The sequence below is a fragment of the Mammaliicoccus sp. Q-M61 genome (genome assembly GCF_022386055.1).
In the GTDB taxonomy this organism is placed as follows: Bacteria; Bacillota; Bacilli; order Staphylococcales; family Staphylococcaceae; genus Mammaliicoccus; species Mammaliicoccus sciuri_A.
In genome coordinates this window covers 115,684-140,117 of the sequence record NZ_JAJNJL010000005.1, presented here as the reverse complement: position 1 = coordinate 140,117, position 24,434 = coordinate 115,684, and the positions used below count along the sequence as shown (strand labels likewise).

The 24,434-nt window shown below is 32.2% G+C and carries 26 protein-coding genes; 14 read left to right on the top strand and 12 right to left on the bottom strand.

Going from position 1 to position 24,434, the window contains the following annotated elements; translation table 11 throughout:
• Window positions 1–252 precede the first annotated feature (252 nt).
• The 6 genes from LQ677_RS08830 to LQ677_RS08805 all read right to left on the bottom strand — a co-directional run bounded on the left by LQ677_RS08830 (window position 253) and on the right by LQ677_RS08805 (window position 7,560).
• Window positions 253–1,371 carry a mannitol-1-phosphate 5-dehydrogenase gene (locus LQ677_RS08830; protein WP_239748382.1) on the bottom strand — a complete coding sequence of 373 codons (1,119 nt, stop codon included), beginning with the start codon at window positions 1,369–1,371 and terminating at the stop codon, window positions 253–255.
• Window positions 1,371–1,805: a PTS mannitol transporter subunit IIA gene (locus LQ677_RS08825; RefSeq protein WP_025905499.1), complete on the bottom strand. Its 435-nt coding sequence runs from the start codon at window positions 1,803–1,805 to the stop codon at window positions 1,371–1,373. The genes LQ677_RS08830 and LQ677_RS08825 overlap by 1 nt, the downstream gene beginning before the upstream one ends.
• Window positions 1,806–1,811: 6 nt before the next feature.
• Entirely contained in the window at window positions 1,812–3,854 is a 2,043-nt protein-coding gene (locus LQ677_RS08820; RefSeq protein WP_239748368.1) for a BglG family transcription antiterminator, read from the bottom strand.
• Between the two features lie 25 nt (window positions 3,855–3,879).
• Window positions 3,880–5,391, bottom strand: a complete 1,512-nt coding sequence (locus LQ677_RS08815) for a PTS mannitol transporter subunit IIBC (protein WP_037590058.1) — start codon at window positions 5,389–5,391, stop codon at window positions 3,880–3,882.
• Window positions 5,392–5,919: 528 nt separating this feature from the next.
• Window positions 5,920–6,495 carry a GNAT family N-acetyltransferase gene (locus LQ677_RS08810; protein ID WP_239748358.1) on the bottom strand — a complete coding sequence of 192 codons (576 nt, stop codon included), beginning with the start codon at window positions 6,493–6,495 and terminating at the stop codon, window positions 5,920–5,922.
• Between the two features lie 75 nt (window positions 6,496–6,570).
• The gene (locus LQ677_RS08805) at window positions 6,571–7,560 is read right to left on the bottom strand and encodes a siderophore ABC transporter substrate-binding protein (RefSeq protein WP_239748342.1); all 990 of its coding nucleotides are present in this window, start codon (window positions 7,558–7,560) and stop codon (window positions 6,571–6,573) included.
• Window positions 7,561–7,733: 173 nt separating this feature from the next.
• Here LQ677_RS08805 and LQ677_RS08800 point away from each other — a divergent pair, with 173 nt between their 5' ends.
• The gene (locus LQ677_RS08800; RefSeq protein ID WP_239748331.1) at window positions 7,734–8,954 is read left to right on the top strand and encodes an MFS transporter; all 1,221 of its coding nucleotides are present in this window, start codon (window positions 7,734–7,736) and stop codon (window positions 8,952–8,954) included.
• 227 nt (window positions 8,955–9,181) lie between these two features.
• Window positions 9,182–9,733: an immunodominant staphylococcal antigen IsaB family protein gene (gene isaB, locus LQ677_RS08795; RefSeq protein ID WP_049319496.1), complete on the top strand. Its 552-nt coding sequence runs from the start codon at window positions 9,182–9,184 to the stop codon at window positions 9,731–9,733.
• A gap of 2 nt (window positions 9,734–9,735) precedes the next feature.
• Here the strand turns inward: isaB and LQ677_RS08790 are convergent, their stop codons facing one another.
• Window positions 9,736–10,050: a thioredoxin family protein gene (locus tag LQ677_RS08790; protein WP_239748323.1), complete on the bottom strand. Its 315-nt coding sequence runs from the start codon at window positions 10,048–10,050 to the stop codon at window positions 9,736–9,738.
• A gap of 71 nt (window positions 10,051–10,121) precedes the next feature.
• Here LQ677_RS08790 and LQ677_RS08785 point away from each other — a divergent pair, with 71 nt between their 5' ends.
• Entirely contained in the window at window positions 10,122–10,325 is a 204-nt protein-coding gene (locus LQ677_RS08785; RefSeq protein WP_048541500.1) for a DUF6440 family protein, read from the top strand.
• A gap of 33 nt (window positions 10,326–10,358) precedes the next feature.
• The gene (locus LQ677_RS08780; RefSeq protein WP_374199837.1) at window positions 10,359–11,138 is read left to right on the top strand and encodes a GH25 family lysozyme; all 780 of its coding nucleotides are present in this window, start codon (window positions 10,359–10,361) and stop codon (window positions 11,136–11,138) included.
• 33 nt (window positions 11,139–11,171) lie between these two features.
• On the opposite strand, the gene LQ677_RS08775 is transcribed toward LQ677_RS08780, so the two are convergent.
• From LQ677_RS08775 to LQ677_RS08765, 3 genes are all read right to left on the bottom strand, one after another.
• Complete coding sequence (locus tag LQ677_RS08775) at window positions 11,172–11,396, bottom strand: TetR-like C-terminal domain-containing protein (protein WP_239748313.1); 225 nt, start codon at window positions 11,394–11,396, stop codon at window positions 11,172–11,174.
• A 761-nt stretch (window positions 11,397–12,157) separates the two neighbouring features.
• Window positions 12,158–12,940, bottom strand: coding sequence for a trypsin-like serine peptidase (locus LQ677_RS08770; RefSeq protein ID WP_239748309.1), 783 nt, complete (start codon window positions 12,938–12,940; stop codon window positions 12,158–12,160).
• 99 nt (window positions 12,941–13,039) lie between these two features.
• The gene (locus LQ677_RS08765) at window positions 13,040–14,026 is read right to left on the bottom strand and encodes a YeiH family protein (RefSeq protein ID WP_239748308.1); all 987 of its coding nucleotides are present in this window, start codon (window positions 14,024–14,026) and stop codon (window positions 13,040–13,042) included.
• Between the two features lie 97 nt (window positions 14,027–14,123).
• Between LQ677_RS08765 and LQ677_RS08760 the strand changes: the two genes are divergently transcribed.
• The gene (locus LQ677_RS08760; RefSeq protein ID WP_126476426.1) at window positions 14,124–14,966 is read left to right on the top strand and encodes a LysR family transcriptional regulator; all 843 of its coding nucleotides are present in this window, start codon (window positions 14,124–14,126) and stop codon (window positions 14,964–14,966) included.
• A 55-nt stretch (window positions 14,967–15,021) separates the two neighbouring features.
• Here LQ677_RS08760 and LQ677_RS08755 read toward each other — a convergent pair whose 3' ends face one another.
• Both LQ677_RS08755 and LQ677_RS08750 read right to left on the bottom strand, forming a co-directional pair.
• Window positions 15,022–15,630 carry an FMN-binding negative transcriptional regulator gene (locus LQ677_RS08755; protein WP_191836135.1) on the bottom strand — a complete coding sequence of 203 codons (609 nt, stop codon included), beginning with the start codon at window positions 15,628–15,630 and terminating at the stop codon, window positions 15,022–15,024.
• Window positions 15,631–15,973: 343 nt separating this feature from the next.
• Entirely contained in the window at window positions 15,974–16,726 is a 753-nt protein-coding gene (locus LQ677_RS08750) for an IclR family transcriptional regulator (protein ID WP_191836134.1), read from the bottom strand.
• Window positions 16,727–16,883: 157 nt separating this feature from the next.
• Between LQ677_RS08750 and LQ677_RS08745 the strand changes: the two genes are divergently transcribed.
• From LQ677_RS08745 to LQ677_RS08705, 9 genes are all read left to right on the top strand, one after another.
• Window positions 16,884–17,516, top strand: a complete 633-nt coding sequence (locus LQ677_RS08745; RefSeq protein ID WP_107572852.1) for a bifunctional 2-keto-4-hydroxyglutarate aldolase/2-keto-3-deoxy-6-phosphogluconate aldolase — start codon at window positions 16,884–16,886, stop codon at window positions 17,514–17,516.
• Between the two features lie 15 nt (window positions 17,517–17,531).
• Entirely contained in the window at window positions 17,532–18,476 is a 945-nt protein-coding gene (locus LQ677_RS08740; RefSeq protein WP_191836133.1) for a sugar kinase, read from the top strand.
• Between the two features lie 23 nt (window positions 18,477–18,499).
• Window positions 18,500–19,582 (top strand): mannonate dehydratase, encoded by a 1,083-nt coding sequence (uxuA, locus tag LQ677_RS08735; protein ID WP_107572855.1) that lies wholly within the window; start codon window positions 18,500–18,502, stop codon window positions 19,580–19,582.
• The gene (locus LQ677_RS08730; protein WP_037590076.1) at window positions 19,575–20,408 is read left to right on the top strand and encodes an SDR family oxidoreductase; all 834 of its coding nucleotides are present in this window, start codon (window positions 19,575–19,577) and stop codon (window positions 20,406–20,408) included. Before uxuA ends, LQ677_RS08730 begins: the two co-directional genes overlap by 8 nt.
• Before the next feature lie 242 nt (window positions 20,409–20,650).
• On the top strand, window positions 20,651–22,135 hold the full coding sequence (locus LQ677_RS08725; RefSeq protein WP_204171097.1) for a BglG family transcription antiterminator: 1,485 nt from the start codon (window positions 20,651–20,653) through the stop codon (window positions 22,133–22,135).
• Window positions 22,128–22,511 (top strand): PTS sugar transporter subunit IIA, encoded by a 384-nt coding sequence (locus tag LQ677_RS08720; protein WP_191836130.1) that lies wholly within the window; start codon window positions 22,128–22,130, stop codon window positions 22,509–22,511. Before LQ677_RS08725 ends, LQ677_RS08720 begins: the two co-directional genes overlap by 8 nt.
• A 15-nt stretch (window positions 22,512–22,526) precedes the next feature.
• Window positions 22,527–22,838, top strand: coding sequence for a PTS fructose transporter subunit IIB (locus LQ677_RS08715; protein WP_037590079.1), 312 nt, complete (start codon window positions 22,527–22,529; stop codon window positions 22,836–22,838).
• A gap of 12 nt (window positions 22,839–22,850) precedes the next feature.
• Window positions 22,851–23,303, top strand: a complete 453-nt coding sequence (locus LQ677_RS08710) for a PTS sugar transporter subunit IIA (RefSeq protein ID WP_037590080.1) — start codon at window positions 22,851–22,853, stop codon at window positions 23,301–23,303.
• A gap of 16 nt (window positions 23,304–23,319) precedes the next feature.
• The gene (locus LQ677_RS08705) at window positions 23,320–24,420 is read left to right on the top strand and encodes a PTS fructose transporter subunit IIC (protein ID WP_037590081.1); all 1,101 of its coding nucleotides are present in this window, start codon (window positions 23,320–23,322) and stop codon (window positions 24,418–24,420) included.
• Window positions 24,421–24,434 lie beyond the last annotated feature (14 nt).

Genomic DNA, 24,434 nt, shown 5'->3' with positions numbered 1-24,434 from the left:
TACTTATTTTAGCCTAAAAATAACTGTATGTAAACTAATAAGAGTAGGATTTAATTAAATAATAATATAAATAATATAACTGTCACAAACGAAAGGTAGGTATAATATAATCTCAAAAAATTAAAGTGCATGGTTATTATTAATTCTATCAATAAAATAAATTGAAAATTACGAAATATGCCGATATTAAATGAGAATATTATAAAATTAACCATATAAAGAAGTCGTATTTAACATACGACTTCTTAAAAATTATTTATTGATTGAAGTATATTGAATGATTACTTCTTCGATAATGTCAGATTCTAATTCTGCATATTTACTTAAGAATTCCGCAACGCTATGTTCCTTGATATAGTCGTTTTTCTCTACTGTTTCTTTATCGTTTTCATCTTGATATTCTAATAAATAGCAAAGTGCTTTAACGAGTTCAGAATGTTTTTTATTCGTTTTAGATAAAGCTACTAGCGGTTTAACGATACGATCGTTTGGTCCAACTTTACGTAATACGCCACGACCAACTCTTGTTACATCATCAGATAAATATGGGTTTTGGAAACGACCAATTATTTTATCAACATAGTAAGATTGATCTTCTTTTGTAAACTCAGCGAAGTTAGAAACAAGATATTCACTTGTTTCTTTTAATACTTCACGTAAACCTGCATTAATTTCTTCATCTTGAATCGCTTCAAGAATTGTGTTGTAACCTTTGTATTGACCAAAGTATGCTAAATAAGCATGACCTGTATTAACTGTTAATAATTTTCTTTCGATATAAGGTGTTAAATCATCAACATAGTGTACATCTTGTAATTGTGTACCTTGCCATTTTGAAGCTTCTACAACCCATTCAAAGAAAGGTTCAACTAATACGTCTAATGATCCTTCTTTTTGACCTTGAGGTACGATACGGTCAACTGCTGAGTTAGGGAAGCTAATGTCATCTGATAAAGGACCTGTAATATCTAAAATGGCTTTTTTCAGTTGATCTGTTGCCATAATAGCATTTTCACAAGCAACGATATTTAATGGTTTACCAGCTTCACGTTCTTTTAAGAATGATGCAAATGATTTAGCGATAATAGGTAAGATGTTTACACCTACAGCTGTCGTAATGACGTCTGCTTCTAAAATCGCTTCCTTTAATTTGTCTGTTTCAGTAATGCTATTGATACCTTTAACGCCTGAAACAGGTTCTTTAGTATTTTCTTCATTTGCGATAACAACTTGATAAGCTTTTTCTTCATTAATTTGATTAATAATTGTTTCGTTAACATCGACGAATGTCACTTCATAGCCATTATCATTTAATACTTTACCTATGAAGCCACGTCCGATGTTACCAGCACCAAAGTGAATGGCTTTCATTAAAGTTCAACCTCCTCAAAGATTGCAAGAATTTCATCCTTAGATTGTGCATTGATAACACGTTCAACATTTTCTTCTTCACTAAATACAATAGCGATTTGAGAAAGGATATCTAAATGCTCGCCATCTTTACCAGCGATACCAACGACTACTTTAGCTTCATTGCCGTCCCAATCTACGCCATCTGGAATGTGAAGTAATACTAGACCTGATTTTAATACTTCAGTTTTAGCTTCATCTGTACCATGTGGGATAGCTAAGAAGTTACCCATATATGTTGTAACGATTTGTTCACGTTCTTTCATTGCAGTTATATATTTGTCAGTTACAGCACCTTCTTCAACTAATGCTTGGCCAGCTTTTTCGATAGCTTCCTCTTGAGAATTTACTGAAAGATTCATAAAAATGTTTTCTGGATTAAATAATTTTGTCATGTTAATTCACTCCGTTTTCGTTAGTTTTTGTTTTAATTTATTTAAGAAAAATGATTTGAGTGTGTTCTCTATCTTTACTCTATCATTTAACAACTGATCAATATCATCCAAATGTTCTGTAATTAAGGATGACACTTCGCTCATAAGTTGTCCTTGTTCCGAATTTCTCGGAATAAACATACATACAAGCCAATTTACTTCTTGTTGTTCATTTTCAATCGTTTTTAGCATTAATGGTTTTGTTAATTCCGTAATAATCAATTGTGGCTTTTTGATTGATTCATCAGAAAGATGAGGAATAGCAACTGGATAACCGGTTAATGCAAAGCCTTGTAAATTCATCCGGCTGTTAAGCTTTTCACTGAACATATGTGTATTGTCAATCACACGATGCTTTGACAATGTTTGAATGAGATATCGTTCTAACTGTGTTACTTTTTTCTTTTCAACGATCATATTTTGAATCAGTGCCAAACTTTCTTCTATAAAAGTTACAGTGCGATTATAATCTTCATATGATAGTGGTTGTTCTTGATTCTGTGTATTTTGAGGATCATGGACAACAGATTGCTGTAATTTCAAAAAGTATTTCACATTTTCAGCATCTTGCTTTGGTAATAAAGGATTCACTGTAATGTGTGGGTACTTTGTGTCTACAGCTACAGTTGAAATCATGCCATCATACTTTGAAAAATCAATCGACTTCAAACTACTGACAGAAACTTCGGTAGTTTGCGTGATTTCAGAAAAATGCTGTTTCAAACGATTGGATAGAATACGGCTTGTACCAATTCCACTGCTACATACAACGAGAACATGTAATGAACGTCTTTGTTTTGCTTGTAACATGCCACCAAAGTGAAGTGCGATATAAGCAACTTCGCTTTTTGGAAAATGATAATTCATGAATACAATCTTTAAACCTGATGAAACAGCTTCAAATAACTCTTGATCATAGGTTTCTATCATTTCGGTAAGCGGATTGTAGGTTTCAATGTTTGCCTCAAGTCTATTAATCGCAGGTTCTAAATGTAAATTTAATCCTTTGAATAGGGCATCTTCATCTTTGAATGAAAATCCTTGATCTTTTACAAATTCTATAAGTTCGGTTACGCGCTGCTTATGAATGTCATTGTTTTCATAAGTTGTTTCGTGGCGACGTCTTGCGCCTCTTAAATGCATTGTAATAAAAGCAATTTCAGAATGATTAAATGTCACATCATATATATCGCTTAATACATTGGTAAGTCTTTCTGATACTTTAAATTCATCCGTCGAAATCAATTCATTTAAAATATCATCCTCAATTTCTACATGTCCATCTTGCTTAATACGTTCAATTGCTAAAACGATATGAATTGTTAATGTGAGGTAACTTGCTTCAGTTAATGTATAAGGTAATGTACCGAGTTCATCCATTAACAAGCGTTCTACATTAAACAATCTATCTATATCAACAATACCTCGAAGATGTGTTTCGTTTAACGTATGATATACGAAATGATCTTCTACTACAGAGTACACGCTGTCACCATCTAATTTTTCTAACATGATTCTAGCAAGTAACTGTCTTTTGTTGACTTCTTCACCATTCAGAATCAAACCTTCGCCTCGTCTTCGTTCTAATGAAAGTTCAAATGTGTGTAATTCAGGTTCCAATTGCTCAATGATTTTGTTAAGTGTATGTGTAGATGAACCAATTTCATTCGCAAGACTATATAATTTTACTGGATCTTTAGATTGAATAAGGTTGTATAGAATAATAACTTTTCTTTCTTCATCAGATAAATCAATAGTATTTTGTTCAGTCAATGATTGTACAAAATTGTCAATGTCTTCTGGTTCTCCTTCAATACGTAATCCTAATTTAGGAACTCTTGTCAGAGATAAGTGATATTTATTCAGTGTATCTTCAACGCTTTTCATCTCTCTATGAACAGTTCGAGAGGAAATACCAAGTGCTTGTGCAATATCATGAATTGTTAAAAAAGAGTGAAGACGCTCAGATAGTAATTTGAGAATACTCTTTTCCCGGTTACTGATCATCATCGTTCTTCACTCCTTTGTATAAAAATTATTTTTTCAGTTCGTTAATTAATTCTTCATATCTTGGTGAATTTAAGAAATTATCTACTGAAATATGAATGGCTTTAGGATTTTTCTTAATTGCTCTATCTGTTAATGTTTTTTGCGTAATGACAACATCAGCATCGTCTGGTAATTGGTTAATAGCTGTGTTTGTAACTTCAATATCAGTTAACTCAGCTTTTTTAAATTTATTTCTTAACATACCAGCACCCATAGCACTTGAGCCCATACCAGCATCACAAGCAAAGATAACTTTTTTAACATTAGAGAAATCATGTGCATCAATATTTTCTGTGTCATATTGATCTAATAGTTCTTCAGATTCATCTTTTTCTTCTGTTTCTTCAGAAGCTTCACCTTTTTCTTGTTCTTTAGAACCAGTTAAAGCACCGCTAACAGAAGATTTTTTACCTTTACGAGCTTCCATATCAGCAGTAGCTGATTCAATGTCGCCTTCAGGGTCTTTAGTGAATTTTAAGATGATAGATGCAACTACAAATGAAACTAATGTTGCTAAGAAGATACCAAGTAACATAATTAAGTAACTTCCTTTAGGTGTAATAGCGATATAAGCTAAGATTGAACCTGGAGATGCTGGTCCAGTAGTACCGAAGTCGAACATACTAAATGTTGCAACACCAGTCATACCACCTAAAATAACGGCAACTAATAATAAAGGACGCATTAAAACATATGGGAAGTAAATTTCATGAATACCACCTAAGAAGTGGATGATACCAGCACCATATGAAGTTGCTTTTGCAGTACCTTTACCGAATACCATATAAGCTAATAGAATACCAAAACCTGGTCCAGGATTTGATTCTAAAGTATAAAGAATAGATTTACCAGCGTGAGCTACTTGTTCAGATGCAAGAGGTGTTAAGACACCGTGGTTAATTGCATTGTTCAAGAATACTGTTTTAGCTGGTTCAATAATAATACTTACTAATGGTAATAAGTGATGAGAAACTAAGAAGTCAACACCCATACCTAAGACTTTCATAAGTCCTTCAACTAATGGCGCTAATCCTTTGAAACCAACAATCGCCATGATGAAAGCTAGAATACCAGCTGAGAAGTTATTGAATAACATTTCAAAGCCTTGAGGTGTTCTAGGAACTAAGAATTGGTCAACTTTTTTCATTAACCAACCAAGTAATGGACCCATAATCATTGCACCGATTAACATCGGCGTATCTGGGAATGCCGCGATAACACCCATAGTAGCTGTCGCACCAACGACACCACCACGTAAACCGTGAACTAAACGACCACCACTAAATGCAATAAGTAATGGAATTAAATATTTAATCATTGGATCAACCATTGAAGAAAGTTCTTCATTAGGTAGCCAACCATCTTTGATAAACAGTGCTGTAATTAGCCCCCAAGCAATAAAAGCACCAATGTTTGGCATAATCATACTACTTAAAAATGAACCAAAAGCTTGAACCTTAGGACCAATGCCTTTTTTCTTTTCAGCTTGTTCTGCCATATTGAACACACCTTCCCTTATATAAAAAGTATTTTGTAACTTAATCATACGGAGATGTATGTACATATACAATGATTAGTAAATGCAACTTTGTCACATCCATTTTGACATGCGTGTCATAAACATTTATTTTGGGGGATTCAAATAGCTTATACACACTTGTAATGTAATTATACACTTTTGAAGGGACGCTTCATACTGTTATGGAATATAAAATAGGAAATAAAGTTGAAATAGAAGAAGAGTGAGGAAAAAGAAGAGGTTTCTGGACCGATGCGTGGGAATTATCGGTCCAGAAATGGGAAATATGGACCGATAAAAATAATTATCGACCCGAAAATGGGATTTGCAGGCCGATAAAAATAAATATCGACCCGAAAAAAGGATTTGCAGGTCGATAAAATAAATTACCGACCCGAAAACGGAATTATCAGGCCGATAAAATAAATTATCGACCCGAAAACGAGATTTGCAGGCCGATAAATAAAAATATAGACCCGAAAACTATGTTTTCGGGTCGCTCAATCTTTAAGATTCAATCAATTTTTCATTATGTAAGTTAATATAATATACTTCGTTATCTGTCCATTCATCAAATTCATAAATAAAGTTCTTTCTTAATACTTCAAATTCAAATCCTAATTTTTTAATGAGTTTTTTAGAAGGTTCGTTATCTACATTAATATGTGCTTCTATTCGATGTAGTTTTAATGTTTTATAACATTGGCTGATGACTTCTTTCATAGCTTCAAATGCATAACCTTGATTCCAAAATTGGTTGTGCAAGAAATAGCCACATTCTCCCCATTGGAAGTCTGATCTGCTTAATACTTTAATATCCAGCATGCCTACATGTTGCCCATTTTCTAAAAATATACCAAATATAAACGTATCATCTTGTTTAATGAGTGCTTGTTGTTTATCAACGAGTTCTTTAAACCAAGTTTCGTCGCATTCTTCCATATTGATTTTCCCTTTGTCATGTTTATATTGCGAAGGGTAGCGATTTTCAAAACCTTCAACCCAACCTTTGTGGTCATCATAATTTAAAGGTCGAATCGTCAACCTATTCGTACGGAAAGTTAATTCTTTATCTGTATACATTAAAAATCCCCTTTGTAAAAATATGTGTAATTTATTACATTATATCATTACAAAAGGGTTGTATAAAATATTGAATTAATAAGCTTTCTCTATATCATCTAATTGTTTAATAGTTGAACTAATGCCACCAGAACCGAAGAACCATGTATTAGAATCAAATTTCAGTATATCTTTATTTTTGATGGCACTAACATTTTTAATGACTGGATTTTCAAGTTCTTGTGGTAATCCTTTAGAATCATCATCTGTTCTATTTATATAGAAGATTTTGTCTGGATTCTTTTCTGCGATATATTCATATGATACTAACTGGCCGCTTGAGTTTGCTGGCATGTCTGGATCAATATGTTTGATACCTAAATCACCACTTAAAAAGCCACCATATCTACCAGTTTTACCGTATGTCTTAATGCCTTTTTGGTCAATATTCGCAAACATAACGGTATCATCATTCACTTTACTTTTTACAGATTTAACTTTTTGATCAAGTTTCTTTATGAGTGATTCAGTTTCACTTTCTTTGTCGAATATTTTTCCGATATTTTGTGCATTTTCCTTAATAGATTCTATGTAACGATCATCATCCGGACTCACATAAAGTACTTTTGCGTTTGGCGCAGCTTTTTTAAATTCTTTTAAGTTTTTAGTGTAAGCTTGCCTAAATGATATTAAAATTAAATCCGGATTTTCTTCAGCGATTTTTTCAAAATTTGGTCTGCCAGGGTTTCCTAAATTGGTATATTTATCATCTTTAAACTCTGATAAATAACTTGGTAAGAAATCACCATTTGGACCTTTAGGAATAGCCGTTATATGATTTTGTAATTTCAAATCTTTCATAATATCTAGAGCGCCATAATCCATGACAATAACTTTTTTAGGATTCTTAGGTATTGTTACAGTTTCAGTTTTTTTCTTGCCTCTATTATGATCTTTATTCTTTTCTTTATATTCAAAAGTCTTCTTAATTGTGACAGTATCTTTATGACTGACTTCATCTTTACTATTACTACACGCATATAATAATAAAAGTACACAAACGATGACGGTAATATACTTTTTCATGATTGCCTCCCATTTTCTAATTGATAACATTTCTCAATTATACAAAATTATTTGAGAATAACAAGTGCTAATCTTAAAAATTGGAAATGTTTTAGAGGGTGCATAATTACTTATTCCACATATAGAATAATTTGTATATAATCAAAGTAAGTCATGATATGGTGGTATGCAATATGAAGAAAAACTATATATTTATTATTTTATTTACCTTTTTTAGCATTATTGGCAGTAAATTATTTACCTTTGCGCTTTCATTTCATGTTTTAAAGATAACAGGAAGTGTACAAGCTTTTTCTAATATTATGATTATATATTCGCTCATATTTATATTGGGCAGTACTGCTATCGGATATTATATAGATAAGATTAATAAAAAAGCATTTATCATATCTATGCAGTGCATTTCGATTTTATCAATTATAAGTATTTACTTAATACCAAATAGTTTAAACCAACTTCTATACATATACATAATTGTAATCATTTTAACAGTCACAGATATGGCTGTATCACTCACTTTTAACAGTGGTTTATTAAGTTTAGTTAGTGAACGTTTTATAGATCAAACAGTTTCATATAGAAATGTCATTCAGAATGTATTACAAATTGGTGCTCCAATTTTAGGTGGAATAGTATACGCTTATTTCGATATTAAGACTTTTATGATTATTATGTTTGTAACTGAGCTCATTTCATTAATAATAGTGCTTAATATTGCGTTTAATAAAGTTCTAGCAAATAAAGTCTATGAAGAAGTTAAGGATACATTCTTTAACAGTTATAAAGTTGTATTTAAATTTTTGAAATCAAATAAAGATATATTTTTAATACTATTATCAGGATCTATCATTAACTTTATGTTTGGTTTCGTTACGGTAGGCATTCCAGGAAGTTTTGTCACTATGTTTAATATGAATTCTAAACAATTAGGAATCATTGAAACAGGATTTCCGCTAGCAGGTATAGTGTTTGGTTTGATTTATCCTAAGTTGAAGAATAAAGGAACACTTGTAGCAAATATGCAAGTTGCCATGATTACTTTAGCTGTGGGAATACTCATATTATGTATTCCGTTTATAACAGATTTATATAAATTATCGATACTTGTAATATATTTTATAAGTATATTTATTATCGGAAGCGGCGTTGTACTGAGTAATGTACCGATAAACATTTATGTACAAAAAAATGTGCCAGAACAAATAAAAGGTAAATATTTAGCATTGTCACAAACAATGTCACAAGTAATGATGCCTTTTGGAATTTTAGTTGCAGGTATACTTTTTGACATTAATTCAGTATTCTATATTATTTCGTTCAGCATTACAGCAGTATTATGCTTTATCTTGGCATATCTTTACACATTTATTAAAAAACATGACGGTGTAATTTGAGACATTATTGACAAAGCAAAAGAAGTATTAGAATAAAGTATATATTAACCCCCAACTCGAAAATATCGGGTTGGGTTTTTAAATTTATTAAAATGATTACTATTAAACAAAAGTAATAAAAACAAATAAATGTTTTATTTAATATTCCTTGTAATTGAAATTTAAAAGTGTAGGATGAAGGTGTATCATCTTATGATACATAATCTATATAAAGGGAGAGTAATCGAATGAACAAATTTTCAAAAGTTTTTGTTTCAACCGGTTTAGCAGTAGCGACAGTATTTACAGTAGGCGCGGCGGGTAACGGTCATTCCGTTGATGCGGCGAGCAACAGTAATATGGATAGCCAAGCTTCTCAACCTTATACTTCTTATTACAATGGATATGTGAGTTATGACCCTGGATTTTTCATAACGGATACATTCAAAAAGGGATTTGAATCAGGTAATTTCACGTTAAATGGATATGAAACACCTGCACATGAAGATTATGCTAAAGAACATCAAGATGAGGCTAAAAATATAAATTTATATGATCAAAATTTAAATGTATATAGTAACTACGGTTTAGATGCTAATGCACAACCGACAAATGCAAATCAATTTAATTTATCGATAGATGATGTTGTTGATTCTTACGGTACAGATTTCAGTAAATCAGGCAGTCCAAGAAGTGTTGAAGGTCAATATTCTTGGAGTTTAAATGGATATAAAATTGCCTTCACTTCTGACGAAACAGGTACTGTAACGAGAATTGATTTCTATACGATTGTTGAATAGTGTTATAGATTGTTAAATTGTTCTATACGATATTGAAGTTCATCAAAGTCTATTATACGGGCTTGTCGGTGAACTTCTTTTTGGTTGTAATAAAGTAATACGACAGGTGAAGTGAATAAATTTAATTGTCCGACTGCTTCTGGCATTTGGTTAGCAACGATTTCGAATGCTGGAATGTCATAGTCTTCCACCATTTTTTGAACGATTGGATGATCCGCTTTACATATCGAACAATTCTCGCTAGATACATAGATTAGTGTGAATGTATGTGCATCAATCTGTTTATTTAATTCATCAAAAGTTGTGATGATTTTCATGAAATTTAGCTCCTATCATTTAATTATAATGGCAAGTATTATACCATTATATGAGAAAAGGAGGAAAAAATATGTTTGGTAACAAAGATAATGATTCAAAAGATAATAATCGATTTTTTGTTAAATCGGTAGATAATGTTAAAGGATTAGGTCGCATTTCGATTCTTGTTGATCGTGAAACAGGCGTCAACTATATTAATGCTTGGGTAGGTACGGGCAGTGGTCTAACACCATTGTTAGATGAGAATGGAAAACCTGTAATAGATAAAGTTTAATAAAATATACATCAAAGACAAAGGAGTATTTAAATGTCTAGAAGATTTCTAAAAATGATGATAACAGTCGTGACGATGATGTTTATCATCGATGTATCATCTGAAGAAGTAGAAGCGGCCCAAGAAGAAGGTACGATGGGGCATGGCTATAAGAAATACATAGAAAATGAAAATCAAAATACTTTTAGAAACAAACAAGAAATAGAGGAATCTTCGACAGTAGCTAAAGATGATTCGATACTTGATTTATCAGAATGGCAAGGTGAATTAACGTCAGCTCAAGTTAAAAAGCTTAAAGCTAATTATGATTTTATTATTATAAGAGCACAGTATGGTTCAGGCTATAAAGATGCAACATTTGATACAAATTCAAAATTACTTTCTGCCAATAATATGAAGTATGGTGTATATACATATAGTATGTATGAAAATGCAAGTGAAGCAAGAACAGAAGCGAAATCGCTATATAATAGAGCACCTAATGCAAGTTTCTATATCAATGATTATGAGGAAGAATCAGTTGCTTCAGGAGATACGAATGCAAGTACACTCGCTTGGTTGAATGAAATGAGGAAGTATTCAGGCGATAAGAAAGTATTATTATACTCTTATGAAGACTTTATGGTTAATCATACAGCGAATGCTGTCGGCTCTTATGATGGTTACTGGTTAGCCTCATATCAAGAAACACAACCCGAAAGAGAACATGTATTATGGCAATACACAGATAGTTACTATTCATCAGAACTTGATCAAAATGTCGATGCCAATGTACTAGGACCAAATGTGCAAACAAGCTGGTTTATAAATTGATGAGCATAAAAATACTTAGAACAGTTCCTAAAATTATTTTGGGAACTGTTCTTTTTCCATTAATGGGACGGGACCATTATTGACGATGGTTGTGAAATGATTGATTAAATGAGATTTATCGATTCTATTTTCGTCTTGTATCCAATGTTTAATAAATGAAATACCTGCACCTGATACATAGCTTGTGAAATATAGTAATGGAATTTCACCAATAGTGTTGTTGATATTCTTATATGAACTTAAATGATCAAATATCAATGGATAATAGATAAAAATCAAGAAAGAGCTTTTTCTTCAGACGATTATGTTAAGTATTACGAATTTTATAATTAAATAAATATTGTCTAATTTTACATAAATTGGTGTAATAATGTCAATAAATAATCGGCGTTGTGGCGCAGATATAAAAATTAATACTGCACAGAAATAATAAATGAGACTGAGACATTACATTGTGTCCCAGTCTTTTTTATATGGAAAAATCAATCTAAACGTGAGCCTCTATGTTGCTTGTTTGGTATGTCTTGCAATATACAGAGGTTCTATGTTGCTTGTTTGGGGAGTCTTGCAATATACAGGAGTTCTATGTTGCTTGTTTGGTATGTCTTGCAACATACTAGGCGCCTATTTATCTTGTTTGGTCAGTCTTGATAAATACAGAGCGCCTATTTATCTTGTTTGGCCAGTCTTGATAAATACGAAGCGTCTATTTATCTTGTTTGGTCAGTCTTGATAAATACAGGGTCCTCAACATTGCTTGTCGTGCCTCACTAGCAATATTCAGCCCTCCAACATTGCTTGTCGCGTCTCACTTGCAATATTCAGCCCTCCAACATTGCTAGTCACCCTCCACTAGCAATATTCGGCCCTCCAACATTGCTAGTCACACCCCACTAGCAATATTCAGCCTTTATTTCTAAAAATATGAAAAAAGTCTAGAACATTTCTGTCCTAGATGCTTGTATGTCTTAATATCTATATAAATAGATAAAATAAAGCTAGGATTTTATATCCCAGCTTTATTTTTTATGTTCTTCTATAAATGCTTTTGTCTTACCGGTGATGAGTGGTCCGCCTGTGTATATGTCTCTAGTTGATGGGTTTTTGACTTTTTCTGTTGGACGAATGCCATGTGCATGTATACCGATGACAAGATTGTCTTGATTAAATACTGGAGATCCTGAAAATCCTATTGTTCGATGCATGTGTCCGATATATTCGATATAGTCTTGAGTTGGTTTAAGATAGAATCCTTTTGATTGATACATATATTGACCGTCATATGGTTCTTCATTTGGATAACCTGCTATAAATAATGCTGATTTAGGTTTCAAATGTTGAATTTCACGTTCGGATGCTATAGTTAAAGGTTTAATTTTAGGTGTTAATGATTTTTCAGTAATGAGTACTGCGACATCTCTTTCGTTTGATTTATAAAATTGCTTGATCTTGAATTTCAGTGGAGTATACTGGTTAGATTTAGCAGGAAAGAAATAAAATTGTTTCTTTTCCTTGTTTCCGTCATCATCACTTGCGACATGTGAAGCTGTGATAACTGTATGATCATCGACGACAAACCCTGTTGCGCCATTTCCTGACTTGCCTGTTTCATCAGATGTAACTTTACCAACTGCTTGACTGATAGTTTTGTCGTTTGAATAAAAAAGTTTGATTTTAAGCTGTTCATTTGGAATTTGTGAACCTAATTTAAAAGCTTCTTGATAATCATGATGTGTTGCTTTAGTAAATGTATCTTTATAAGTTGCAGGGACATCAGGCTGTATAAATAAATAATTGAACATGGAAATAATGAGTATTAAATATAATTTGAGGTATAACAGCATCTAATCACAATCTTTCTCAAAATTGAATCATCTCTATGTTATACCCTGATATTGCTATTATAAAAATCCAACGACAATAAATGATAATACTGATAACACGATTGACGTTATAAGCATTGCTATCATTGGTTTGAATGCTTTTGTTTTTAAGTCACTGAAAGATACATTTAAACCGATACCGACCATTGCCATAATTAATATAAGTGTTGTAAATGTACTGATTACATTTAATATGGCTTCAGGAATAGGAATGAACGTATTCACAGCACTCATAATTAAAAATCCAATTAAAAAGTACGGAAAGTCTATTTTTTGTGACACTTTATGTGATCTCTTTCTATTAACGATAATTAAGAAAATAATACTTAATGGTATTAATAGAAATACTCTACCTAACTTAGTTAACAAACCAATACCTAGTGATGACTGACCACCGGCATCTGCTGCTAAAATAACGTGTGCAATTTCATGTAAACTTGAACCTGACCAAATACCATAAAATTGAGCATTCATTGGAAAAATAGCGAATAATAACGTGTAAGTTAAAGAGAATATTGTACCCATTATGGCCACTAAACCTACACTAATCCCAACATCACTATCTTTAGATTTAAGGATAGGTGATATCGCGGCAATTGCAGCTGCACCACAAACGCCAGTTCCAACACCTAATAACAAGACTAAATTGTTATCTCCTTTAATGATTTTATTTAAAAACAAAATAAACAATATCGCAAAAGCGACGACACCAACATCTAGTAATAATAATGTGCTACCTTGATGAATAATCGTCCATAAATTTAACTTAAGTCCGTATAGAATAATCGCAAATCTTAATAATTTTTTTGATGAAAATGCAATCCCCGATTCGATTTGCGTCGGGTATCCTCTGAAATGTCTATATAAAATAGCTGTAATAATCGCAATTGCGAGTGCCCCGACTTTATTAAATACCGGTAAATAAGATAAAAGTATACTGACAATAGCAACTAAAAAAGTAAAGCCAATACCGAGTAAAAAACGTTTATTAAATTTCTCCCCCATAATGTTCACCTCAACGTAAGTTTAAGCGCAAGATGAATATTTGTGAAATGCTATTTTTAAATATATAATATAACAAAAATGATATGAGGTGGTTGCAGTGGAAGATAAATTACAAATCTTAAAAGTTATTGTAGAAGAAGAGGGCTTTACGAATGCTGCCGAAAAGTTATATAAATCACAGCCATCAATAAGTAGAGATATCAAAACACTTGAAGAGAAATATCAAATTAAGATTTTTGAAAATACAAGAAAACATATAATTTTGACAGAAGAGGGAAGAGAGTTATATAACTATGCATGCCAATTAGCAATATTAGATGAGCAGTTGCAAACGAAAATTAATCAGCATAAAGAAGATGTGAAAGGGAAGTTTGTCATAGGAACGAGTCACACATTTGGCCAATCGATGTTATTAGATTTAACAATCTATCTACAAACAAAATATCCGAAACTCAATATTCATATTTATGTCTATAACTCAGCTGATATATTAAGTAAGTTGAAAGATTACTCACTAGACCTAGGCATTATCGAAAAGCCAGTACTGGACGACAAAATCAATAGTGAAGTCCTAACAAGAGATAAATTATTACTCGTGAAAAATAAACAAACAAACCAAAATTTAAATCAATTAAGATGTTACGTTAGAGAAACAGGATCGGGAATAAGATATTATCAAGATATGTTATTACAGCAATTGAATTTAACATCTCGTAAAGTCGTCATTAACGATAACCAATTAATTTTAGAACTCGTTAAACAAAATATGGGCTTTACGATATTATCCAACTTCTCTATAAAATCATTTGATGAAGATTATATCGTCACAAACGACTTAGATTTAAATCGAAATTTCTTTGTAGTGTCTAACAAATCAAGATACAAGACAAATAAATATAATACGATCGTAAATGAAATTAAGAACTATGAGTTTAGATAAATAAAAAAATCCCCTCACTAATATTAAAAGTGAGGGGGTTTATATGTAACAACATTTATTTATTATTTTCAATTTCTTTGGCCAATACTGTATCTACAGGATTTTCACTTTTATTAAGCTCCGAAACAATATTCTTTTTATCAATGTCACTACGATTCTGGCTTAGTTTATAAGCAGCATCAATTTCTTCAATTTCCATTTTAAAACCTACAATACCTTTAACTTGTTTTTTCGTTTGATCTGATAAATTGTTCCAAGTAGCACCATTTTGTCGATGGTTTTCATATTTATTTAAAAGGATCGTCAAATCATCTACTAACTCTGACTCACTTAACAAATGCCCTTTACCATACGCATGTATACTTTGGTAATCCCAAGTTGGAACATCTTCTTTTTCATACCATGTAGAAGAAATGTAAGCATGAGGACCTTGGAATATGATAAGGATATGTTCGTTTGATTCGATTGTTTGCCATTGTTTATTAGCCTTTGCAAAATGGCCTGATACATATAAGGTATTATCTTTTTCTTCAATATTAACAGGTAAATGTGTAGCAAGAGGTTTTAATTCGTCATAAGTAATGATGGTTGCAAAATTATTATGCATCATAAAATCTTTGATTTTTTCATAATCACTCATCTGATAATATTTTGGTACATACATGTAAACGCCCCCTTATAAATTATTCATCATAATGCACGAAGACTGAGAGATATCGTGCGCTAGGGTATAAAAACAGGGTGTAACGCACGAAGACTGAGAGATATCGTGCGATAAGGTACAAAATCAGGGTGTAACGCACGAAGACTGAAAGATATCGTGCGATAAGGTACAAAATCAGGGTGTAACGCACGAAGACTAAGAGATATCGTGCGCTAAGGTATAAAAACAGGGTGTAACGCACGAAGACTGAGAGATATCGTGCGCTAGGGTATAAAATCAGAGTGTAACGCACGAAGACTGAGAGATATCGTGCGCCACCCCCGCTCTAAAATTACTAAATTTCTTAATGATACCCAAGTAATCTAGAAATTTTGTTAGCACATGTTTTTAATTCATCTACAAAGAACTCTTTCTTATCTAATTCTGTTGTAGGGAATGAAAGGCTGATAGCGCCTTGGACTTCGTTTCGATAGTTTACGAAATAAGTACTTACGCAATATATGCCTTTTTCGTTTTCTTCATTATCTACTGAATAACCTTGTTCTCGGATGACTGCTATTTCATCAATGAATTGATCATAGTCTGTGATTGTATTCTCGGTTAGTTTAACAATATTTGATTGATTCCATATTTCTTGGATTCTTTCATTCTCATACGTCGAAAGGATAGATTTACCTACTGCTGTGCAATACATAGGTGCACGTTTCCCAATTTTTGATGCCATCGATCGATTGTTATTACTTGGTATAAATTTATCTATATATACCACTTCGTTATTGTCTTCCACTACTAAATGACATGTTTCCCCAACTGTTGTCATCAGCTGACTAATCATACTTTTAGCTACATTTAAAAAATCAATATTTTGTACACGTTTGTTTCCAAGTTGGAACATTTTAAAAGTTATTTCATATTGATTGGTCAATGCGTTTTGTTGAACGTAGCCATTGCTAATCAATGAATTAACAAGTCTATGTACAGTTGCTTTAGATAATTGAGTTTCATCTACTAAGTCTTTTAATGATATTTGTTCTTTTTCAGATATGATTTCTAAAATGTTTAATGCACGGTCAATCGATTGAACGTTAGAAGCCATAATCATCACCTCTTTGATAAAAATATAGCATAAATTATTCTATGAATTAAGTAACATAGATGAAAATAAATAATTGACAACGTTTTCACAAACGTTATAATAATACTAAATATTACTATACAATACATTGTATCACAATGTGGAACGGAGGGCTATTTTGAAAAAGTATAAAATTTTAAACCAGTTACATGAAAATTACCTCGTTGCAGTTGTTAGAGGGAATGACGAGGATGAAACAAAGAAAATAGTTGATGAAATCATTAAAGGTGGATTTAAAAATATAGAAATTACGTTTACTGTACCGAATGCTGAAGAAGTGATTAATCAAGTACATAAACAATACGGTGATGATATCGTTCTTGGTGCAGGAACAGTGTTAGATGCTGCTACTGCACAAATTGCAATTAATAAAGGGGCACAATATATTGTAAGTCCACATTTAGACACCAATATATCTAAATTATGTAATGTATATTCTATTCCATACTTACCAGGTTGTAGTAGTGCAACAGAAATTATAGAAGCGTTACGCTATGGCTCTGATTTAATTAAACTGTTCCCAGGAGGACAATTAGGTGCCGGATTTATTAAAGATATTAAAGGTCCAGTACCTAATGTAGAACTAATGCCTTCTGGTGGCGTGAATTTAGATAACGTATCAGATTGGATTGAAAAAGGTTCATTCGCTGTAGGTATTGGTGGCGACTTAACGAAAGAATTTACAGGAAATAATTATGAAGTTATTTCAGAAAAAGCTCAAAAGTATGTAGAAGCTGTTAGAAATCGATGAAAGTGAGTGGTAGAAATGAGGCTTTTCACAATAGGTGATTCCATGATAGCCATGAATCCTAGTAATAAAGGACCTTTGAAATTTAATCATACATTCCAAAGAACAATTGGAGGCGCGGAATTAAATGTAGCAATCGGTGCGAGTAGATTAGGGTTAGAAACAACTTTTTATTCAAAAGTTGGTAAAGATGAATTTGGTCAACACATTATCAATAATTTACGTGGAGAAGGTATTGATACAGAGCATATCGAACAAGTACCAGGTAAAAACACGTCCGTTTATTTTAAACAAATCAATGCAGATGGAAGCGGTGCTTCATTTTATTATCGAGACAATGCACCCATTAAAGACTTAACAGAAGAAGATGTCGCACATATTGACTTTGATGATATTGATTATTTCCACGTCAGTGGTGTGTTTGTCGCATTATTACATCATAAAATCGAACTGATTCAATCAATGATGAAAAAAGCGCAAAAAGCAAATACAACTGTAACTTTAGATCCAAATATTAGATTAAAAACTTGGTCTAAAGAAACAGCAAGTGAAAGTCTAGGCGCATTATTACCTTATACTGATATTCTGTTAACAAGCGATGAAGAACTAGAAATTCTTAAAATAGCAACACCATTTGAAAATATTGAAGATTTATTAAAAGAACAAGACTTACAAGAAATCATTGTCAAAGGTGGACATTTACCTACACAATTTGTAAGCAATGAAGAACAATTTGAAACAGAAGTCTTTCCAGTAAGTCCAATCGATACAGTAGGCGCTGGAGATGGCTTTTCAAGCGGATACTTGTTTGCTTTAAGTAAAGGATATACAGCAAAAGAGCGTGTAAGATTCGCAAATGCAGTAGGCGGAATGGTTACAGAAGTAATAGGCGATAACGAAGGATTGCCATATTTAGAACAAGTAGAAAGTTTCTTGAGTGGTAAAGGTATAATAGAAAGATAATCGGCAATTAGGAGATGGATAAAATGGAAATGACATTTCGTTGGTACGGAAGAAACAATGACACAATTACATTAGAAGATATTAAACAAATACCTAATACAACTGGGATTGTATGGGCACTTCATGAAAAGCCAGTTGGTGCTGTTTGGGAAAAAGAAGAAATTAAAGAAGAAGTTGAATATATTGAATCACATGGATTTAATGCAAAAGTTGTTGAAAGTGTGAATGTTCATGAATCTATTAAATTAGGTAATAGTGAACGTGATGAATTAATTGAAAACTACAAACAAACAATTGAGAATTTAGCTGAATATGGTGTGGAAGTTATTTGTTATAACTTCATGCCAATATTTGATTGGACTAGAACAGATATGTTCCATCCATTAGAAGATGGTTCTACAGCACTATACTTTGATTATGAAAAAGTTAAAAATTTAGATCCGAAAGAATTAATAGAAACTGTTTCAAGTGCGAGTAAAAATCTAACAATGCCAGGTTGGGAACCAGAAAAATTAGATCAAATTTCAGAACTATTTGAAGCATATAAAGATATAGATGAAGAAAAATTATGGGAAAACTTTGCATACTTTATAAACGCAATCATTCCAACTGCAGAACGTTGTGGGATTAAAATGGCAATTCATCCAGATGATCCACCATATTCTATTTTCAATTTACCAAGAATTATAACTGGTGCAGATAGCTACGAAAGAATGTTTGAGATTAATAATAGTCCAAATAATGCGATTACGTTATGTACGGGCTCTATGGGTGCTTCTAAAGATAATGATATGGCAGAAATTGCTTTGAAATACCATGAGCATGCACCATTTATGCATATTAGAAATGTTCGCATCTCCGAAAATGGCAGTTTTGTAGAGACTTCTCATTTTACAGAAGACGGTAATATTGATATTGCACAAATTATGAAACATTTATCAGATGCAGATTATAAAGGATACATTCGACCAGATCACGGTAGACATTTATGGAATGAAGAATGTCGTCCAGGATACGGATTATATGATAGAGCATTAGGCATTATGTACTTAAATGGATTATGGGATGCATATCAACTTGAAAAGGAGTCTGGTAAAAATGTTTAGTAAACATGAAAGTTTAAAAGATAAAGTTGTTGTAATTACAGGTGGAAGCGGTGTGCTTTGTAGAACAATTGCGAAAGAACTAGGCAAGCAAGGCATGCAAATTGCCATTTTAAATCGTACTTATGATAAAGGTGTAGAAGTTGTTAAAGAAATAGAAGCTGAAGGTGGTATTGCTCGTAACTATTCAGTTGATGTTACGAATGAAGAATCGCTTACGAAAGCTAAAGATGAAATTTTAGAAGCATTTGGAAAAATTGACTATTTAATTAATGGTGCAGGTGGTAATAATCCTGACGCTATTACAGATTCAGAGTCATATAATGCTGAAGATAAAAAGAACTTTTTTGATTTAGAACAAAGTGGATTTGAACATGTATTTAATAATAATTTTATTGGCTCATTTGTCGCTGCTAAAGTATTCGGCAAAGAATTACTGAAGTCAGAACATGCAAGCATTATTAATTTCTCTTCCATGAGTGGTTATGCACCATTGACTAAAGTGCCAGCATATAGTGCTGCAAAAGCTGCTATTAATAACTTTACGCAGTGGTTGGCTGTTTATTTTGCAGAGGAAGATATTAGAGTTAATGCGATTGCACCAGGATTTTTCTTAACAGAACAAAATAGAGACTTATTATTAAATGAAGACGGAAGTCTGACGGCACGTTCAGAAAAAATATTAAGTCAAACACCTCTTGGAGAATTTGGGAAACCAGAAGCACTTATCGGTACGATTTTATGGTTATTAGATAAAGATTATTCATCATTTGTAAATGGCATTACTGTACCAGTCGATGGCGGGTTTATGGCGTATTCAGGCGTTTAATAGAACTTTAAATTCAAACTCATTTTAGCAATTTTGCTAAAGTGAGTTTTTTTTGTGCGCAATTTTAATTGGCATGCAGACTTTTTACAAATGTAGAAGTGTAAAAGAGGTTAATTCATTACTTTAGTAACATGATAGTTTATAATGAATGATATTTTAATGTCTATTGTAATGGACAAACAAAAGTAAAACGCTTACATATATTTGTTTTATGATGAAGCTACAGGGAGGTTGTAAAAGTCATGGAAGGTGATAATCAAGAGAAGTTAATTCATTACTTATTAAATGCGCATTCGTTTGTCGATTCGAATCGATTGGCGAAACATCTAGATGTTTCTACTAAAACGATTTATCGACTTGTTAAACGTATAAATGATTATTATAAAGAGCCTCTTATTATATCTGAAAAAGGTAAGGGCTATCGTATTGATGATAAAGAATATATTGAACAGCATGAAACGGGGCATCTTCATCAAAATGATTTGTTTTCTCCTATTGAAAGACGAAATATGATGACAAAAGATTTATTGTTAATCTCCCCTAAGTCGATATCTATCTTTAATATTATCGAACGTTATTATATTTCTGAGAGTGTTCTGAACACAGATGAGAAAAAAATTGAAGAGATGTTAAAACGTTTTAGTTTAAATTTAGAAAGAAAGAATCGTCATTTATCTATAAATGGTGATGAAAGTGATATTCGAAATGCATTGTTAGAACTCATTGGAGATGGGCAACTGTCTAATTTCTCTGCTTATAATGTTATCGATCAAAATGAGGATAAAGATGCACATTTTGTGCAAGAACAAATCAATAAGATTGAGAGTTATAAAGATATGATTATTCCTTATCCTTATAATGTGAACATTTTCTCTCATTTATATATTTTAATCATGCGCTTTAGAAAAAGAGGTGTGATCAAACAAGACAAAGATAGAAAGACACCTGAATTGATAAAGTTAAAAAATGAGTATCAATCATTTTATAGAATGAGTGACATGGTAATTGGCAATGTTGAACAATATCTTCATACTCAATTACCTGAAAATGAACGAATTTATTTGTTTGAATATCTTATTTCTTCCAGATTTGAAACGCAAAATGTTCAGCATAATCAAGAAGACATGCAATATTCACAAGAAGTCATCGATATAACAAATGCATTGATAGATGGTGCGAGTCAAGAATTAAATCATTCATTTAAAAATATTGATTTAGAGCAGCAACTTCTTAAACATATTAAACCGATGCTCAATCGAATTGAACATGGGTTAAATGTCAGGAATGCTTTAATAGAACAAATTAAAATTGAATATCCACATGTTTTTACAGTTATTCGACAGATTTCAGATCTAATTTCTGAAACATATCATATTAAAAAAATGAATGACGATGAAATAGGCTTTTTAACATTGTATTTTGCGAAAGAACTTGAGAGAAACCCGAAGAAAATACAAACACTGATTACTTGTACTACAGGCATAGGTACTTCTGAATTATTGAAAACAAAAATAGACAGAAACGTACCAGAAATTGAGATTGTAGATGTTAAATCTTCTTTTGATTTACAAGAAGATGACTTGCATAAAATCGATTTGATTATTTCAACTGTTCATATACCTGAAGTAAAGCAAATTCCAATCGTGGTCATCAGCGCAATGTTTAATAAGAATGATCAAATTAAATTGCGAAAGATGATAGAAATGTTAGGTGATAACAATGAATGAATCGTTATTTTATGAAATTAAAACAGCTAACATAATATATCAAGATGTCATTGAAGAAATAGGTAGTCAGTTAAAGAAAGATCAGTACATTCAGTCTGAAAGTGTTTTTATTGAAGAAGTACACGAGCGAGAACAACATGGGAATATTGAAATTTTTCCAGAAGTGATTTTACCACATATTCAAAGTGAGAATATTTTAAAGACTAAAATATTTTTAATAAAAAATGAGACAAATCTTATGAACTGGCATGACCAGTCATTGAAATTGATTATTTTGTTAAATCTTAAACCACAAGAAGATCAAGCAGTATTGCAAGATATTCAAGCATTTATGAGAAATTTAGCAGACGAAGACTTTGTAGAGTCATTATTATAATTGGAGGAATGAAATATGAATATCGTGAGTATTTGTGCTTGTACAGTAGGTATTGCACACACATATATCGCAGCTGAAAAGTTAGAAAAAGCAGCTGAAAAGAAAGGTCATAATATCAAAATTGAAACACAAGGGACAATAGGTGTAGAAAATGAATTGTCACCTGAAGATATTAAACAAGCTGATATCGTGTTACTTGCTGTAGATGTAAAGGTAAGCGCTAAAGAAAGATTTGAAGGTAAAAAAGTCATCGAAATACCGACAGATGTCGCAATAAAATCTCCAAATAAATTAATAGAAAAAATCGAACAAATTTCACAACAATAAAGGAGATGCCATATGAATTTAATAGATGTATTAGATGAGAACACAATCTTAACAGAACTTGAGACAAATAATAGAGAAGAAACTTTAGAAACACTCGTTCATTTATTTGATAAAGAACAATATATAGACAATTCAGAAGCATTTTTAGAAGCTGTTTATAAAAGAGAGTCAGAAGGCGTAACAGGTATTGGTAACTTTGTGGCGATTCCACACGGGAAAAGTAGTAGCGTTAACAAAGTTGGTATTGCAATTGGTGTTTTAAAAGATGAAGTAGAGTGGCCATCTTTAGATGATACAGGTGCGAAAGTCGTTATATTACTTGCAGTTGGCGAAGATAGCGACAATTCTAAAGAACATTTGAAACTCTTATCATTAATCGCAAGAAAGTTGAGTAATGATGAAGTGATTGAACAATTATTAAATTCTAAAAATAAAACAGAAGTTGTAGCAATTTTATCTAACTAACAAAGGGGGAGATAACGTGAAAACATTTTTTAATCAGTTGAATTTAAAAGGTCATTTACTTACGGCAATATCTTATTTAATTCCAGTTGTATGTGGAGCGGGATTCATGATCGCAATTGGGATGGCGTTAGGTGGAGATTCATCAACAGATTTAACGAAGACTGGCTATTCATTCTGGGATGTACTTGCAACACTTGGCGGTGCTGGACTGGGCATGTTACCAGTTGTCATTGCAACAGGTATCGCTTATTCAATTGCTGATAAACCGGGTATAGCACCTGGCCTCGTTATTGGTTTAACAGCTAATGCAGTTGGATCAGGTTTTATCGGAGGTTTAATAGGTGGCTTCTTGGCAGGTTATCTTGTTGTATTAATTATTAAATATATCAAAATGCCAAATTGGGCTAAAGGCTTAATGCCGATGCTTGTAATTCCATTTATTGCTTCGCTTGTAGGTGGACTCATTATGGTCTATGTAATCGGAGCACCAATTACACAATTTACGCATATTTTAACTGAGTATTTACAATCTCTAAGTGGTACTTCTAAATTAATTTATGGCATTATCATCGGAGTATTAGCAAGTGTCGATTATGGTGGTCCAATTAATAAGACAGTATTTGCATTTGTATTAACACTACAAGCACAAGGTATTCATGAACCTATAACAGCGTTGATAGTCGTTAACACAGCTACGCCAATTGGATTCGCATTTGCATATTGGATTGGAAGATTAATGCGTAAAAATATTTATAAAAAAGTAGAAGTAGAAACATTAAAAACAGCATTCCCAATGGGTATTATTGAAATTGTTGAAGGTGTCTTACCGATTGTCTTAAACGACATTATTAGATGTGTTATTGCAACAGGAATCGGTGGTGCAGTAGGTGGCGCGATTTCAATGGTGATGAACGCTGACTCGAAAGTGCCGTTTGGTGGCATGTTAGCAATTCCAACAATGTCTCAGCCATTAGGTTTCGTCATCGCTATCGTAGCAAATGTTATTGTTACAGCTCTAGTACTTGTACTACTTAAGAAACCTGTAAATGAATCAGAAGAAATGATCGATGAAATCGAAGAAGATGACATAGAATTAGGCGATATTAAAGTATACTAATGGAGGTTTAATAC